Annotated in this window: 17 protein-coding genes and 1 riboswitch; all 17 genes read left to right on the plus strand. The window is 39.3% G+C overall.

Features of this window, described 5'->3' with window-relative positions:
• Positions 1–9 precede the first annotated feature (9 nt).
• The 17 genes from M0R79_RS04265 to M0R79_RS04345 all read left to right on the plus strand — a co-directional run bounded on the left by M0R79_RS04265 (position 10) and on the right by M0R79_RS04345 (position 17,425).
• The gene (locus M0R79_RS04265; protein WP_248416276.1) at positions 10–879 is read left to right on the plus strand and encodes a CvfB family protein; all 870 of its coding nucleotides are present in this window, start codon (positions 10–12) and stop codon (positions 877–879) included.
• A complete protein-coding gene (gene xerD / locus M0R79_RS04270) occupies positions 872–1,765 on the plus strand; it encodes a site-specific tyrosine recombinase XerD (RefSeq protein ID WP_248417191.1) in 894 nt (297 codons plus the stop codon). Before M0R79_RS04265 ends, xerD begins: the two co-directional genes overlap by 8 nt.
• 40 nt (positions 1,766–1,805) lie before the next feature.
• Entirely contained in the window at positions 1,806–2,975 is a 1,170-nt protein-coding gene (gene deoB / locus M0R79_RS04275; RefSeq protein WP_248416274.1) for a phosphopentomutase, read from the plus strand.
• A 26-nt stretch (positions 2,976–3,001) separates the two neighbouring features.
• The gene (locus M0R79_RS04280) at positions 3,002–3,802 is read left to right on the plus strand and encodes a purine-nucleoside phosphorylase (RefSeq protein WP_248417190.1); all 801 of its coding nucleotides are present in this window, start codon (positions 3,002–3,004) and stop codon (positions 3,800–3,802) included.
• 78 nt (positions 3,803–3,880) lie between these two features.
• Positions 3,881–4,279, plus strand: a complete 399-nt coding sequence (locus M0R79_RS04285) for a GNAT family N-acetyltransferase (RefSeq protein ID WP_248416272.1) — start codon at positions 3,881–3,883, stop codon at positions 4,277–4,279.
• A 10-nt stretch (positions 4,280–4,289) separates the two neighbouring features.
• On the plus strand, positions 4,290–5,060 hold the full coding sequence (locus tag M0R79_RS04290) for a segregation and condensation protein A (RefSeq protein WP_248416270.1): 771 nt from the start codon (positions 4,290–4,292) through the stop codon (positions 5,058–5,060).
• Positions 5,050–5,643: an SMC-Scp complex subunit ScpB gene (gene scpB / locus M0R79_RS04295; protein WP_248416268.1), complete on the plus strand. Its 594-nt coding sequence runs from the start codon at positions 5,050–5,052 to the stop codon at positions 5,641–5,643. The genes M0R79_RS04290 and scpB overlap by 11 nt, the downstream gene beginning before the upstream one ends.
• A 1-nt stretch (position 5,644) precedes the next feature.
• Entirely contained in the window at positions 5,645–6,370 is a 726-nt protein-coding gene (locus M0R79_RS04300) for a pseudouridine synthase (protein WP_248416266.1), read from the plus strand.
• A gap of 43 nt (positions 6,371–6,413) precedes the next feature.
• A riboswitch (FMN riboswitch) is annotated at positions 6,414–6,533 on the plus strand.
• A gap of 101 nt (positions 6,534–6,634) precedes the next feature.
• On the plus strand, positions 6,635–7,237 hold the full coding sequence (locus M0R79_RS04305) for an ECF transporter S component (RefSeq protein WP_248416264.1): 603 nt from the start codon (positions 6,635–6,637) through the stop codon (positions 7,235–7,237).
• Between the two features lie 138 nt (positions 7,238–7,375).
• Entirely contained in the window at positions 7,376–8,011 is a 636-nt protein-coding gene (locus M0R79_RS04310) for a LysM peptidoglycan-binding domain-containing protein (RefSeq protein WP_248416262.1), read from the plus strand.
• Positions 8,012–8,252: 241 nt separating this feature from the next.
• Complete coding sequence (cmk, locus tag M0R79_RS04315; protein ID WP_248416260.1) at positions 8,253–8,909, plus strand: (d)CMP kinase; 657 nt, start codon at positions 8,253–8,255, stop codon at positions 8,907–8,909.
• 280 nt (positions 8,910–9,189) lie between these two features.
• Complete coding sequence (rpsA, locus tag M0R79_RS04320) at positions 9,190–10,449, plus strand: 30S ribosomal protein S1 (protein WP_092570289.1); 1,260 nt, start codon at positions 9,190–9,192, stop codon at positions 10,447–10,449.
• A 67-nt stretch (positions 10,450–10,516) separates the two neighbouring features.
• A complete protein-coding gene (gene der / locus M0R79_RS04325) occupies positions 10,517–11,833 on the plus strand; it encodes a ribosome biogenesis GTPase Der (protein ID WP_248416257.1) in 1,317 nt (438 codons plus the stop codon).
• Between the two features lie 125 nt (positions 11,834–11,958).
• Positions 11,959–12,234 carry a non-specific DNA-binding protein Hbs gene (gene hbs / locus M0R79_RS04330; RefSeq protein ID WP_092569994.1) on the plus strand — a complete coding sequence of 92 codons (276 nt, stop codon included), beginning with the start codon at positions 11,959–11,961 and terminating at the stop codon, positions 12,232–12,234.
• A 106-nt stretch (positions 12,235–12,340) separates the two neighbouring features.
• On the plus strand, positions 12,341–13,642 hold the full coding sequence (locus tag M0R79_RS04335; RefSeq protein WP_248416255.1) for a tetratricopeptide repeat protein: 1,302 nt from the start codon (positions 12,341–12,343) through the stop codon (positions 13,640–13,642).
• A 38-nt stretch (positions 13,643–13,680) separates the two neighbouring features.
• A complete protein-coding gene (locus M0R79_RS04340) occupies positions 13,681–14,913 on the plus strand; it encodes a CCA tRNA nucleotidyltransferase (protein WP_248416253.1) in 1,233 nt (410 codons plus the stop codon).
• Positions 14,914–14,917: 4 nt separating this feature from the next.
• Positions 14,918–17,425, plus strand: a complete 2,508-nt coding sequence (locus tag M0R79_RS04345) for an exonuclease domain-containing protein (RefSeq protein WP_248416251.1) — start codon at positions 14,918–14,920, stop codon at positions 17,423–17,425.
• Positions 17,426–17,434: the final 9 nt, after the last annotated feature.

Genomic DNA, 17,434 nt, shown 5'->3' on the forward strand with positions numbered 1-17,434 from the left:
GAGGCTACGATGAACAACGACATGATACAAGCAAAAGTGATGGATCAAAATGACCAAGAATATTTTCTGCAGGCAGAAGGGATAACATATGCCTTAGATCGTCAGGAACTTGAATTGAAACCTGGTCAACTGGTGGAAGGTTTTGCCTATCTGGATAAGGATCAAAAACTAAGAATAACGACCCAACTGCCGCGGGTGAATTTTAAAGATTTTGACTGGGGAGAGGTCGTAGAAAGTCGACGGGACTTAGGGGTGTTCGTCGACATTGGCCTTAAGAACAAAGATATTGTCGTGTCTTTAGATGATTTGCCAGATGATTATAAAGATTGGCCGCAAAAAGGTGACCACCTCTATCTTAAATTAAAGAAAGATAACAAAGAACGTCTTTGGGGCCATTTGGGACTTGAAGAAGATTTACAAAGAATTGGTCTGAAGGCCCAGCAACATATGATGAACCATAATGTCGAAGCCTATGTTTATCGCTTATTAACTGTGGGTGCTCAAGTCTATACTACACAAAATATGTTAGGTTTTATCCATGAAAGTGAAATGATCGAGCCCCTACGCTTAGGTCAAAAAATTAAAGGCCGAATTATTGATGTTCATCTTGATGGGAAAGTTAATATTTCAACCCGGCCTCGAGCCTATCAGGCCATTGATGAGGATGCGATGATGTTACTTACTTTGTTAAAGAAACGTCCAGATCATTTCCTACCCCTCCATGATAAAACTGATCCCCAAGTGATCCATGATTATTTAGGTATTAGCAAAGGGCAATTCAAACGAGCTTTGGGTGCTCTCTTGAAAGCTGGTCAGGTTCATCAAGTAAAAGGAGAAGGGATTTATCTGAATAATCAGTGTGGCGAACACAATGGATGACCAGTTCGAAGCATTCTATCGCTATTTAATCATCGATTTAGGCCGGGCTCACAACACTGTGGTGAATTACCAGCGCGATTTAAATAAATTTAAAACCTATATCGCTCAAGAACAGCTGGAACTTGATCAGGTTGACCGAGCAACGATCCAAGCTTATCTCTTTCAGCTCCATCAAGCTGGCTATGCTGCAAGTAGTACGGCTCGGATGATTTCAAGTTTGCGCCAATTTTTTCTTTTCTTGCTGCGTGAAGGCCTTCGTCAGGATAATCCTATGGCCTTAATCGAATTACCCAAACAAGCTAAGCGCCTACCTAAGGCCATTCAAATGGATCAAATAAATTTATTATTAAATGCCCCTGATATTCAGACACATTGGGGGATTCGCGATCGAGCGATTCTTGAAACCATGTATGCTACCGGTTTACGGGTCAGTGAATTGATTAGCTTAAAATTAATTGACCTTCATTTGGACTTAGGTTTTATCCAAACCCTAGGTAAAGGAAATAAGGAACGGATCATTCCTTTGGGTGATGAGGCAATTTTCTGGCTTGAGAAATATTTGACGGAAGTCCGTCATATATTCCTCAGTAAGGGCACAGAGAGCGCTTCGGCCTATATTTTTTTAACCCAACGGGGTAAACCCTTTACCCGTCAAGGTATCTGGAAGAAAATTAAAAAATATACTCAAAGCGTTGGGATGGGGGAGGATATTTCTCCCCATATGTTAAGGCATTCCTTCGCCACCCACCTATTAGAAAATGGGGCAGATTTACGCTTAGTTCAAGAATTACTGGGTCATGCAGACATCTCAACCACACAAATTTATACGCATATTTCTAAACATCGCTTGCAAGAAGTATATCGGCGCTCTTTTCCACGAGCGTAAAAGATTATTAGATTAAGAAAGAATAAAGGGAGGAAGAAAGATGAAATTTAATCGGATTCATCTCATCGTTATGGATTCAGTCGGTATTGGCCAAGCCCCTGATGCCGATCAGTTTGACGATGTGGGAGCACATACGCTGGGGCATATTGCCGAAATTGCCGGCTTAGATTTACCGAATCTTTCGGCCATGGGACTAACTAATATCGAAAACCTGTCAGGCATGACGGCCCAGGAACACAGCCAGGCTTACTGGACCAAGTTACAAGAACGGTCTCGGGGCAAAGATACGATGACCGGCCACTGGGAAATCATGGGTTTGCAAATTGACACTCCTTTTAGAGTGTTTCCCAATGGTTTTCCGGAAGAATTAATGAATCAACTACGTGAATTCTCTGGAAGGGAGATTTTAGGTAATAAAGTTGCATCTGGGACCGAAATCATTGACGAATATGGAGCTGAGCAATTAAAGACCGGTGCCTTAATTGTCTATACTTCAGCCGATTCAGTCTTACAAATCGCTGCCCATGAAGAAGTAATACCGCTTGATGAGTTGTATTCTATTTGTGAATTTGCGCGAAAGATAACGCTCGAAGATCCTTATATGATTGGCCGAATTATCGCTCGCCCTTATATCGGTCAACCCGGTCAATTTGTTCGAACCAGTAATCGTCATGACTATGCCCTAAATCCATTTGGTAAGACAGCTTTAGATTATCTCAAAGAGAAGGATTACTCAGTTATTGCGGTCGGTAAGATTTCTGATATCTTTAATCATCAAGGAATCACTCAGGCAATTCGTACAAAAAATAATATGGATGGGGTGGACCAATTACTTGAAGTGATGAAAACCCCATTCACCGGTTTATCTTTCACCAATTTGGTTGATTTTGATGCGGTCTATGGACATCGACGCAATGTCCAAGGTTATGCTGAAGCCTTGGAAGCCTTTGATCAACGGATTCCTGAACTGATGGAACAACTGGGGGAAGATGATCTATTGATGATTACCGCTGACCATGGCAATGACCCTTCCTATAAGGGAACAGACCATACCCGGGAATTCGTTCCGCTTCTAGTCTATAGTCCTGCCTTTAAACAACCCCAAGCATTACACGCTAAATACTTCTCTGATATTGCGGCGACCATTCTTGATAATTTCAATGTATCAGCAGAGATTCACGGTCAATCTTTCCTTGACCAATTGAACTAAGATATGAAAGACGGAGGCATACTATGATGTATTCAGAATTATTAACGTATTTGTCCAACAAAGGTATTCGTCAACCTGAATTAGGTTTAGTTTTAGGGTCAGGATTGGGCGATTTGGCTGATGAGATTGAAGATGCAGTGATTATTCCCTATGAAGCGATTCCTAATTTTCCGGTATCGACGGTAGAAGGTCATGAAGGCAAGTTAGTCTATGGTAATCTGTCAGGCAAACGGGTCATTGCTCTTAAAGGACGTTTCCATTATTACGAAGGTTATGAATTAGCGGATGTGACTTATCCCATTCGCTTATTTAAGGAATTAGGCGTGAGCAGTATTATTTTGACCAATGCGGCTGGCGGCGTCAATCAAGATTTTCAACCGGGAGATATTATGGTCATTACTGATCATATAAATTTGACCGGCAATAATCCTTTAATCGGACCAAATGTTCATCAGCAGGGACCTCGTTTCGTTGATTTGACCGAGACCTATTCTAAACGGGGGATTGATTTACTGAAGCAGATTGCTCAGGCTGAAGACATTGACCTTAAAGAAGGTGTCTATACATGGATGACCGGGCCTAGTTATGAAACGCCAGCAGAGATCCGGATGATTCAACGCATCGGTGGCGATGCCGTGGGGATGTCTACCGTACCCGAAGCAATTGTGGCCAAACATGCTGGAATGGAAGTCATTGGGATTTCATGCATCACCAATTTAGCAGCCGGTTTGCAATCGGCTTTAAATCATGAAGAAGTGATTGAAATCTCCCAACAAGTCAAACCAAAATTCAAACATTTATTACGCCAACTCATATCCCAGTTATAAAATAAATTGCTATTTCTTGAAGATAATGGTATTATCGGCTCCGTGTGGATAGCTATTTTATCAGAAAGGAGAATAAGTATGCTTATTAATTCAACCGATAAAAATGATAAGATTGTTATTGGTTTGCTTTCTTATACTTATTCTGAAGATGTTCCTAGTATCGATCAAATTAAAAAATTAATTGAGGAATATCGAGCTAATCCTGACCAACATATCTTCCTTTACAAAGAAGATGATGGAGATAATTATATCGGCTTAATTGCGGTCGGTATGAGTCGGTCAGAAGATCAGGCAGATCCTAACTTAACCATCAACGTTCAACGGGTCGCGGTGGTCCCTTCATTCAGGAATGAAGGAGTCGGCTATCGAATGTTTGAAAGCTTAAAGGATCGCTATCCAAATTCGCCGATTATTGGAACGATGGATAATGTTGATCTCGTCCTAAAATGGACCAATCAATACAATCAAAAACACTAGGGTGCCTATTATGAATTCAACACATTTACAAATTGACCTTGAAGCTTTTCAAGGTCCTTTTGATTTATTACTCCATCTGATTAAGACAATGGAAATTGATATTTATGACATTCCCATTGCTAGTATTACTGAGCAGTATATGGTCTACTTACATGAGATGCAAGAATTGCAGTTAGACCAAGTCGGCGATTATCTAATTATGGCAGCCACCTTAATTGAAATTAAGAGTCGCATGCTTCTACCCACTGAAACATTCGTGGATGAAGAAAGCGAATATTCAAACGTAGATCCGCGCGAGGGCTTGGTCGAACAGCTTCTGATCTATCAGCAATTTCAAGAAATTACTGAAGAATTGCAATTGAAAGAAGAAGAACGTGGCCAACTGTATACTCGACCCATGCTTAACATAGCTCCTTATCAAGAGAATCTTCCCTTAATTGAGGGTCAGCTTTCTTTAACTGATTTACAGGGGATGATGGAACAGCTTTTGTTAGAACAAATTCAACGCCAACCGAGTCCCAAAGAGGTCCAACAAGATCATGTGAGTGTCGATGAAATGATGGCCTATATCTTGCAAAAGATTGAACAAACCCCTAAGGACGAGTTCCTGTCATTCAATCAAGTGATCTATCAACAAAGTCGATCGGTGATTATTACGAGCTTTATTGCCATGCTCGAATTAGTGCGTAAGCAGTCGATTTCATTCGTTCAAGAAGATCTATATCAACCCATTTATCTAAAAATCAACACAGAGAAGAAGGGAGACCAGCATGCTCATTAAACGGATAGCGGCTTTAATTTTTGTAGCTGGCGACCAAGGCATCTCCCTTAATGAAATTGCCAACATTTTGGACAAATCGCCCACCGTCATTCGCCAACAAATTGAGTTGTTACAAGAAAAGGTAAGCCAATCAGACTGGATTCCCGTCGAGTTAAAAGAATATAATCAGCTCTATCGTTGGGTTACCCAAGAGGCATACGCAGAAGATATCGTCAAATGGGCCAGAAACCCGATCAATCAGAAACTCTCCCGTGCCCAAGTTGAGACCTTGGCAATCATTGCGTATCGACAACCAATTACCCGGATGAGTATTGATCAGATTAGGGGCGTTTCTTCGCAGAATATGATTCAACGATTAATCCAAAGAAATTTGGTCGAGATTGTTGGTGAAGTTGAAAGCCCGGGTCGGCCACATCTTTATGGGGTCAGCGATTATTTCATGGATTATTTCGGTTTGAAATCTTTAGACGACCTGCCCCCTTTACGAGACTTAGCCTTGAACGCTGAACTTGCTGAAAGTAATTTATTCTCATTAAAACATTGGACTCCAGAACAAGAGCAATCCTTATTTGAGGAGGAATAGGATGGAACGATTACAGAAAGTTATTGCCCATGCCGGCATCACTAGTCGCCGCAAAGCAGAACAACTGATTGTCGATGGAAGAGTCAAAGTGAATGGTCAAACCATTACTGAATTAGGTTTTAAAGTGCTTACCCATGATAAAATCGAAGTCGATGGCGTACCGATCTATCGAGAGGAACCACGCTATATTTTACTTTATAAACCTAAGAATTCTATTTCCGCAGTAGCCGATGATAAGGGGCGACCGGTGGTGACCGATTTCATTCACGGTATTGAAGAACGCATTTATCCAATTGGTCGGCTGGACTTTGATACGACGGGCCTATTATTGTTAACTAATGATGGCGATTTTGCCCAGCTCATGATGCACCCTCGTTATGAAATACCCAAAACATATATCGCTAAAGTGGAGGGACTCATCGAACCCACCGCTTTGAATAAATTAAGAAGAGGGGTAAGTATTGAAGGCAATCGAACTTCTCCGGCAAAAGCCAAGCTCATTTCGCAAAATCAAGATCAGTCGACCTCTATCGTTCAATTGACCATTGCTGAAGGTTGGAATCATCAAGTCAAATTGATGTTTGAGGCGGTAGGCTACCCGGTAATTAAATTAAAACGGGAACTCTTTGCCTTTCTTGATTTAGGTAAGTTACAACCGGGTGAATGGCGAGAATTGACCGCATTTGAAGTGGACAAATTACGGAAAATGGCTAATGAAGCTAAATAATTGATTAAAGAATGATGATAAGTTATAATGAAGGAAAATAAAATATAGTCTTCAGGGCAGGGTGAGATTCCCGACCGGTGGTAACAGTCCACGAACTCTTTCTTAAGAGCCGATTTGGTGAAATTCCAAGACCGACAGTACAGTCTGGATAAAGAAGATAGAATGACATTTCACATCAATTTATTTGTGAAGCACTATTTTACCCTGGGGCGAAATAGTGCCTTTTTGTTTTTCTATGCCTAAGACGAAGAAGGAGTTAGAAAAATGAAGAAATTGACGGTTCGCAATATGGTTTTATTAGCAATTTTAGGTGCTTGGGCAATTGTATTAAGGATGATTGAGATTCCATTATTACCTTCAGCCCCGTTCCTTAAGATGGATTTTTCTGATTTTGCGGTATTAATCGCTACCTTGGTTCATGGACCCTTAGGTTTGATTGTTGTTGCGTGTCTTCGGGATTTAGTTTGGTATATGGTTACCGGAGGGGACCTCGGCTTGCCGATTGGTGAATTTATGAGTATCACCGCCTCGCTTGCCATGTTCTTACCGACTTATTTTATTCTTAAAGGCTATGACCGCCGTCCAGAGAATTTAAGCCGAATATATATGTCTGCCACGTTAATTATCGCTCTGGTCAGTGTGATGTCAGTGATCAATTACTATGTCGCCTTACCGTTCTATACTAAGATAATGGGCTTGCCGATTGAGAACTTTGGCGAATATATTTGGGCCATTATTATTCCTTTCAATTTGATTAAAGGAGTCATTTATGCTCTAGGTCAAGTCTTGGTGATTCGTATTATGAAGCCAATCTTAGAGAAAAAGCAGGTATATTTTCTAACTAAATGGGTTCACCCCTCAAAATGATTACAGTTAGGTTACAGACAAGTTAATTTTAGTTAAAATATCCTCCACATTAATTTGAAATTCAAGCAAAGTAAAAATGATTATGGTATTATGATAGAGTAGAAATATACGTTGTTTGCGTATTTAGGAGGATTTCTTATGTCGAGAGAACATGATCACGAAATGAACAATTCGTCATCGGAGATGGGCGAGGAACGTAACATTCCCCATTCAAAGAAAACAGCTAAACCTTGGAATAGTAGATTTAGCGAGAATGAAAATCTAAAAAATCGGCAATACTCAAGAGCAGCACGCAATCAGCCGGTGAAAGAAGCGTCAAAATTATCACAAATTTTGTTATTGATGATTACGTTATTGGTACTCATCCCATTTATTCTCTTTGGTATTATTCAAATGCAAAGAAATAACAAAGAAATTACTTCTAGAACAACCAATGAGATTATGATTTCCCGAAATGAAAGCATGTCTGAAGAGAGTAAAAATTCTGAAACGACTCAAGAAAGTAAGAAAGAGTCTACTGAACAGACCACAGAGGCCAATGTCTCATCGGAAGAGATTCAAGAAACAACGGCAGCACCTGCTCCAGAACCACAACCTACACCAGAGCCAACCCCAGAACCTCAACAAGGTGGAACCGTTCATACTGTTTCAGCGGGTGAATCATGGTGGGCCATTGCTCGAATTTACGGCGTCGATCCTTATGAATTAGCAGCTTATAATGGATCAACCATTGATTCAGCACTTTATCCAGGCTTAACTGTCCAAATTCCTTAATTGACTTTGGTGGAGCACAGATTAGTAAGTCTGCTTAGTCAAGTTGTATAAGATAATTATAGAGATTTTTCTGTCCGAGTATTTGAAGTATCAAGAATCATTCCTGACCACTAGATAGTAGCTTGGTTGAAGCCTAGATATACTATCGTTGGTTGCGATGGAATGGATTGAGGATTTCAGATATTCGGGCATTTTACTGTAAATATTAAAAACAAATATGAATCAATATCAGGAGGAACTTATGCAGATTGCGATTGATGGACCCGCTTCTTCAGGCAAAAGCACGATTGCTAAATTATTAGCCCAAAAATTAAACTTACTATATTTGGATACAGGGGCTATGTATCGTGCAATTACGTTGTTCTTTATCGAACATAAAGTAGACCTAGAACAACCCGATCAGGTCAAACAAGCTCTAGAGGAATGTCAACTCTCATACCGTGGACAAGGTCATGAAAGAACCCTCTTGCTAAATGGCAAAGAAATTGAAAAGCAAATTCGGTCAGCCGAAGTCAATGCTCAGGTATCGGCTGTTTCAGCAATTCCAGAGGTACGTCATTATTTGGTTGCCATGCAACAGAAGATTGGCCAAGAAATGTCAGTTATTATGGACGGACGAGATATTGGCACAGTTGTTTTAAAAGATGCTGATTACAAATTCTATCTTACGGCCAATGCCCATGTTCGGGCACTAAGACGCTATCAAGAAAATCAGGAAAAAGGCTTATCGAATCAAAGTCTCGCTGAAATAGAGCAAACCATTATTGATCGCGATTATTATGATAGTCACCGATCGATGTCGCCATTGAAGAAAGCCGAAGATGCGATTGAAATCGACACAAGTCAGTATAGCATCGAAGAAGTCCTCGAAATTATTTTAAATCAAGTTAAAAGGTAAATTAATAAGATTAATACCTATTAAATCGCGGATAATACTAGACTAATATATTATTGTTTGTTAAAATAAATCTATCTGATTTATTATTATTATGCTATGATAATGGATCATGTATTTAGGGAACACTAGGAGGAACCGGTAGATGTCAGATTTTGTAGAAGACAAGAATTTAGAAGAAGTTACTGAGCAAGAAGAAGTGAAGGAAACTGAAGAGACAGCCACTGAAGAAGTTGCTGAATCTACAGATAGCCAAGAAGAAGTTAAACAAGAATCTAGCCCAATGACGACGATGGAAGATGCTTTAGATAGCGTTCGTGAAATCAAAGTTGGCGATACTGTGATGGCTGATGTATTAGCCTTTGATGATAGCGACCAAGTCCGAGTAGCCATTAAAGAAAGTGGCGGATTAGAAGGGGTTGTTCCTAAGAATGAACTTTCTAACACACGGATTGAAGAAGCTTCTGAAGTTGTTAACATTGGTGATGAAATTGAATTAGTTGTTTTAAAACCAATTAAAGATAAAGAAAATGGTAATTTCTTATTATCTAAGAAACGTGTAGATGCTAAGAAAGTTTGGGAAGAACTTCAAGAGAAATTTGAAAACAATGAAACCATCGAAGCCCCTGTTAAAAATGTAGTTAAAGGTGGCTTAGTTGTAGATGCTGGCGTACGTGGTTTCGTTCCAGCTTCAATGGTTGAAGATCATTTTGTTGAAGACTTCTCACAATATGTAGATAAGACCTTAGAATTCAAGATCATTGAAATTGAACCAAGCGAAAATCGTTTGATTCTTTCTCATAAAGAAATCGCTCGCCAAGAACGTGAAAAGAAACGTCAAGAACGTTTAGCTGAACTAAAAGAAGGCGAAACAGTTCAAGGTACAGTGGCTCGTTTAGTAAACTTTGGTGCCTTTATCGATTTAGGTGGGGTTGATGGACTTGTTCATATCAGTCGCATTGCCCACGAACATGTAAATAAACCAAGTGATTACTTAACACCTGGCCAAGAAGTTGACGTGAAGATTCTTTCTGTGGATGAAGAAGAAGGACGTATTTCTCTATCTATTAAAGATACTTTACCTGGACCTTGGGATGATATTGAAGAGAAAGCTCCAGCAGGATCTGTACTTGATGGAACTGTTAAACGTCTAACTACTTTTGGTGCTTTCGTTGAAGTATTCCCTGGCGTTGAAGGATTAGTTCATATCTCTCAAATTGCCCACGAACACATTGCGACACCAAATGATAAATTGACTGAAGGTCAAGAAATTAAGGTTAAAGTTCTTTCTGTGAACCCTGAAGAACAACGATTATCATTATCAATTAAAGCTTTAGAAGAAGCACCAGAACGTCAAGAAAGCGAACAAACTTTCCGTCCTGAAAAGGAAGCCAATAAAGCTCCAGCCCAAAATAAAGCTCGTCGCAACACAAAACGTCAAGCTCCACAAAATCAAGTTGAAGATACTCCAGATTCTTCATTTACGATGGGAGATTTATTAGGCGACGCCTTTAGTAAATTAAATTTTGATGACCAAGACTAAGTAAGTTTATCTAAGAGGCTGACTCTTGTAAGTCAGTCTCTATTTTTATTTGTAAAGGAGGATAGCCATGAATATCTTACCAACTGTTGCACTTGTGGGACGACCTAATGTCGGTAAATCTACCATCTTCAACCGACTCGTAGGAGACCGAATCTCGATTGTGGAAGACTATCCAGGAGTTACGCGTGATCGAATCTATGCGAAGGCTTCCTGGTTAGACCGTGAATATCGTTTAATTGATACCGGTGGTATTGAAATGGTTGACGAACCGATCATGAATCAAATTCGTTTTCAGGCTGATATTGCCATCGAAGAAGCCGACGTTATTGTCTTTATTGTCAATGGACAAGAGGGGTTGACCTTAGAAGATGAGGAAATTGCCCAACGTCTTTACCAAAGTAAACATCCGGTCGTTTTGGCTGTAAACAAGGCAGATAATCCCGAACAAAGACAAGATATTTATGATTTCTATGCTTTAGGGTTTGGAGATCCTTTACCTATTTCTGGTGCTCATGGGACCGGTTTGGGTGATTTATTAGATCAAATATTTGCCAACATGCCGGATAATATGGCTCAACGCGAAGAAGATGAGGGAATTCATTTTTGCTTTATTGGTCGGCCCAATGTTGGTAAATCGTCGCTAGTCAATGCAATCTTGCAAGAAGAACGGGTTATTGTATCCAATATTGAAGGAACCACACGTGAAGCTGTAGATACTTATTTTGTCGATGAGAGCGGACAGAAATTCACTATGATTGATACGGCAGGGATTCGCCGTAAGGGTAAGATTGCTGAAAGTACTGAAAAATATAGCGTCATGCGCTCACTATCAGCGATTGACCGATCAAATATTGTCTGCCTAGTCATCGATGCCGAAACCGGGATACAGGAACAGGACAAGCATGTTGCCGGTTATGCTTATGAAGCAGGTAAGGGAATCATTATATTAGTCAACAAATGGGACTTAGTTGAAGAAAAAGATAAGGCCTTCAAGACCTTTACCGAAGATATCCGCCGAGAATTCAAATACTTGGATTTCGCGCCGATATTATTTGTCTCTGCCTTGTCTCATCAACGCTTAAAGAAGCTACCAGCAATGTTAAAAGAAATTTATCAAAATCAACGGCGACGGATACAATCCTCACTGTTAAATAATCTGCTAATCGATGCAGTTGCGATGAACCCAGCTCCAACGGATAAGGGTCGACGCTTGAAATTGTATTATATGACTCAAGTTGCCGTCGAGCCGCCTACTTTTGTAGTCTTTATCAATGATTTAGAGTTAATGCATTTCTCCTATGAAAGATATTTAGAAAACCAACTTAGAGAGACTTTTTATTTCGAGGGAACCCCGATTAAATTAATTGCCAGGGAGCGGGAATAATTTCGTGGTTAAAGCAATAAACATTGTCATTAAGCCTTTTATATGATATTCTATTACTTGAAATAACCCATATGGTTCATTTCGTATCTCTAGTAGATAAGATTACTAAAGGAGGATTTTACTTTATGGCAAATAAAGCAGAATTAGTAGAAAAAGTTGCAAGCAAAACCAATTTAACGAAGAAAGATGTGACTGCAACTGTTGAGGCCTTATTCCAATCTATTGAAGAAATTCTAGCTGATGGGGATAAAGTTCAAATTATTGGCTTCGGTACTTTCGAAGTACGTGAAAGAGCAGCGCGTAAAGGACGTAACCCACAAACTGGGGAAGAAATTAAGATCAAAGCAACCCGTGTTCCTGGATTCAAAGCAGGGAAAGCTTTAAAAGACGCTGTTAAATAATAATTGATTTTCAAACTACCTTTCGGGGTAGTTTTTTTATTTTTATTTTTAATAATCTTTGTCCAATGGTATAATGAATAGGATTTCTATTGAAGGGCTTGATGTTATGTTTGATCGATTAGTAGAAGCTTTTAATCAGACTTTAGATTTAAATAATTTTTATCAAGAATTGACGGAATATTATTGGCAATATCCTTTAGATGATTATTTAACAGATTATTTGAAATTTACTAAGTATCTGCATGATTTAGGCTATGTCGATTTACAATTACAAATTCTGCTTAAGATGTATGATCACAGTCAGCATCATAAAATTGCTTATCAACTAGCCAAACTTTATGATGAATTTAATCAGGCTGAATTGGCTTTAAAATGGATCAATCTCGCTAAATCGTCCAAGTTTTCTTACCAAAAAAATTTATTGCATGCCAATATATTAATGAACTTGGGTGATTATAGCCTCAGTAAGAAAATCTTGAACAAATTAATAAAGTCCTTCCCCGATCGAGCAGAAGCTTATCAAAGTTCGGCCGAATTAGCTTATTTACAGAATGATATTGATCGACAAATCTATTTTCTGGAAATACTCTATCAATATTTCAGTAAATATATTGATTTTCAACAATTAAGAACAGACTTATTAGGCGCTTATAGTCAACAGGAAATGTTGGATCTAGCCAAAATCAAAGAACTGGTTGAAGATACGGACGCGCCTGAGTTAACCAGTCAAGATTATAGTTTGTTAGCTCAAATTTACTTGAATATTTATGCCTATGAACAATCTGCCCAATATGCCAAAAGAGCGATTGACTTAAATCCTGATGATTTCTCGGCCCATTTTATTCTGTTGGAAGATTATCATTTCTTACGCCAAGATTTGGAATTTGAACAAAGTATAGACTGGTTAAAGCATAATCTGCCTGTTTATAGTGATCTATATTTACACTTGATTGAATTAGCAGGTCGCTTTGCCTATTATGACTCTCAGCTGGCTGATCAGGTCTTAGAGTATTATGAACTGAGTGAAGAATTTGACCAAAGAGAAGCTTTAATCGATTATTATGTGAACTATTGCTTACAGGCAGGGCAAGCTCAAAAAGCGCTAGACTTCTTAAAGAATATAGAAGATCCTTATATGCATCCGGTATATTTGAGTTATCATTATGCGCGCATTTATCAAGCATTGGGAATTGAGAGTCTGGTCGCCGCTCAATATGAGACAGCTTTAAATAATTTGTTATCTAAACCAAATTTAGCCTTGGACTATGCGCGATTTTTAAAAGATCAAAACAAACTTGAAGAAGCATTGACGGTATCTGAACGTTATGAACGTACATATTATGATAATAAAGCTTTACGACGTTTAAGAGAGGAACTCCGGCGCCAACACGAGCAAGCGGAGGAATAATAGTCATTGTTATATAGAAATAGAATGGTGGGTTTAGCTTGCAATTTGACTTAAATCATCCTTTATTTACCCGAGCGTTTCCGGTAATGGATTTGATTGAACAGGCCGGATACGAGGTGTATTTTGTCGGCGGTTGTGTCCGCGACACAATTTTGGGCCGGCCGATCCATGATATCGATTTGGCTTCTTCGGCTAGACCCGAAGAAATTGAAGCCTTATTCCACCATACCATTGATTTAGGGAAAGAACATGGAACCATCATTGTCATTTATCAAGGTCAGAATTTTGAGATTACGACCTTTAGAACTGAGGGCAGCTATTCTGATTTCCGTCGTCCTGATTCGGTAGCTTTTGTCCGTAACTTAGCAGAAGATACTTTGAGACGAGATTTTACCATTAATGCCCTAGCGTTTAATCGACATGGAGAGCTGTTTGACTACCACCAAGGTTTGCAAGATTTGAAGAATCATAAGATTCGAGCCGTTGGTTTAGCTAGTGAACGCTTCAATGAGGATGCCCTGAGAATGCTACGGGCTATTCGTTTCTCAAGTGAATTAGGTTTCGATATTGACCCCTTGACCTTTGAAGCTATAAGCCAACAAAAGGAAAAATTAGCCTATCTTTCCCGTGAACGAATTCGGGTAGAATTTACTAAATTTCTTCGAGGAGCTTATTTCTATCAGCGGGCCCAAACAATCGTTGAGTCGGGTCTATGGGATTATTTGCCTGAAATTAAATACGTGACTCAGCCAAAGGGTATGGACCGCTTACAGAACTGGCTCAAACCGGTCAATCAACAAGAAGGCCAAGTCTCAGAATCCTTAATTTGGGCCTTATATACGCTTGCAGTGGGTATTGAGACTCAGCACCTTGCTACTTATCTTAAAGCCTGGACACATAGTAAACAATTGATTTATGATGTGATTGAGATTCGTCAGCTCTTACCTAAAATGATCGAGCATGAACTTGGAACCATGGATCTGTACTTGGCAAATCATGATTTGCTATTAGAGATTGAAGCCTATTTAACCTATCATTATCCTAAACAAAACTATCATATTGCTGAGCGGATTAAACAACTTGCCATTCAAAATCGCCAAGAGATGGCCATAAATGGTCATGATATTATGACTATTTTGCAGTTGACCAAAGGGGGACCAATGATTGGTCAGCTGATGGCCGAGATTGAACGTAAGATATTGTACCATGAATTAGAGAATACTTATCCAGCACTCGAAGCTTATATTCGAACCAAAGGACCATTGAGGTGATAGTTTGCAAAATAAAGCCAAAATTGCGGTCATTGATATCGAGACGACTGGACCCAATTATCACAAAGATGACAAAATCATTCAAATCGCCGCTATTATCTATTCCGAGGGACAAATTATCAATGAATATAATATGTTGATTAACCCTGAACGCAACATTCCCGAGCATATCCAACGCTTGACGGGTATTCAACAAGGGGAGACTGATAAAGCACCAAGCTTTGAACAAGTGGCAAATTTGTGGTTTCATCGTTTACAGGATTGTATTTTTGTTGCCCATAATTTGAATTTTGATTATAAATTTTTGGAGCATAATTTTAAACAATCTGGCTTTGACTTCAAGCCAATAGCCATTGATTCAGTCATTTTAGCTAAAATCCTATGTTATGATGCGGTTGGCTTTAATCTAACCGATTTGAGTCATTATTTCGCTTTACCTTTTCAAGGGGCCCATGACGCTTTATCAGATGCGCGAATTACCTGTCAAATTCTCGCGCGAATGGCAAAGATTGTCACAACGATCGATACTGAGCTGATAAGCAAAATTGCTGATTTGGTCGCCGAACTACCTTATCAGACCCAAAGATTCTTCCAAGAACCGGAACTCTTTGACATGCCGATAGAGAAGACAGAAATTTCGGTTCAGAAAAATTCAAAGCCAAATAACTTAAACTCAGCAACGGATTATCTCTTGCCCATTCTGGAAGCCTATCAGGACCACGCTCATCTTCTCGTTGAAGATGACCAGATGCCTATGTCACCTTCGACGGTATTTCATTTGGCTGATTATTTGATCCGCCAAGGAAATAAAGTCCTGATCGCTCTGAGCCATTCAGGCCAAATCGATTATTTGAGAGAATGGTTAGACCAAGCCGATCCACAACTAGTTTATCAGCAGTTAAGTCCGCAAACTCAATTTATTGATCGAAATATGATTGAAACGCTTTTAGCACGCAAAAGTCAACTCGCCTTGAATCAGCATGAGTTGACCGTCTTAGCAGCTAGTATCCATTGGCTTTCCCATAGTACAGAGGGACATTACCGAGAAATTAATCAAGAGTTACATGCTGATCAATTAATTGATAAATATCGTTCAGATTTTGGGTCAGGAGCGACTCATCTTTTTTATGAACGGATGAAGTCTCAGGCTCAACAAGCCCAAGTCTTGTTAATTGATCACGCTTATTTGATTCAATTACTGCAGCAACCCCATTCATTCCTATCCCATCTGGTTAATTCTCAATGGCATCTACTATTAGACAATTTAGGTCATTATATTCAAACCAAATGCTGGCAAGAGCGGGTAAGCTTGGACATCAGTCGGATCTTTGACGTCGTTAATCGGTTTATAGATCAAGGTCGATTAAGGGGAGCAGAATTTGAACAAACCAAGCGTCTGCAAGAATTTCTTAGGACCAGTAGCCAATTAATGGATTGGTTAGATCTGCAATTTAAGGATCATCAGCCTGAACCAAGTCCTAAGCAAATAAATTTATCGCTTTATCTAGATCCGCGACAAGCGATTTGGCCAGAATTTGTGGACCTAATTCAAAACTGGTTGGATCAGGCCAAGACTTGCAGTCATTTCATCGAAGATTATCTCGGTAAGAGTCCGGCTGATATAGCCATATTGGCACTTTTTCAACAGATTAAGCGGTTCAATCTTCTTCGGCCACTGACCTATATTGAATTAAGAGCACATCAATTTCATTCGTATTATTTTCATTTTGAAATGAATCAGTTTCCCTTAGTTTTCTCTAATAGTGGCATAATCGAACCTTATTGCTTCGGTCACTCCATTCTCATCAGTATGGGGGGCTATTTAAATCAACGAGTACCTTTGTTAAAGAAAGTGATTCCCCTGGAGCAACATTATATGCTTAACATACATGGACCCGGACGCAAGCAAAAATTCATTGGTCAAGTGCCTTTGGATTATTGCTCGGCCAAAGCAAATTCAGCTGACCAATATCAACTTCTGGTTGACTATCTAGAAGACCATCTCGATCAGTTGAAAGCTAAATTAATTATTTTAGCGGAAAATAAAGAAGCTTCGGCCAGCATTCTCAATTATTTGCTTAAAAATCAGGCCGTTTATCAGGCTTACCGTTTGTTTAGTGAATCTTTATCCGGATCAATCCATAAAATATATCGCCGATTTTTAGAATCTACTCAAGGGATTTTGGTTTTGAGTTTTGATCAGTTACAGACACTCCATAATGAATATCAACCAGCAGAGATTGATTTGTTTGTCCTTCGCTTACCTTTTCTATCTCCTAAACACACCTACATTCTGGCAATGGATTATTTAATGGCAGAGGAGGACCAATATTTATTTGAACAAATCGTCTATCCGCAGATGGTTCAAGACTTCAAAGAGATGTTGACTTATATGGAGGAGTTTTATATATTTAATAAAGTTACGATATTCGATCAGCGTATTTTTACCAAGGCTTACGCTAATCGATTGCGACAAGATCTCAACGCTTTAATTCATTTCGAGCTGCTATAAAAAGGAGGA

Origin of the sequence: Ignavigranum ruoffiae (assembly GCF_023195815.2) — a bacterium.
In the GTDB taxonomy this organism is placed as follows: Bacteria; Bacillota; Bacilli; order Lactobacillales; family Aerococcaceae; genus Ignavigranum; species Ignavigranum ruoffiae.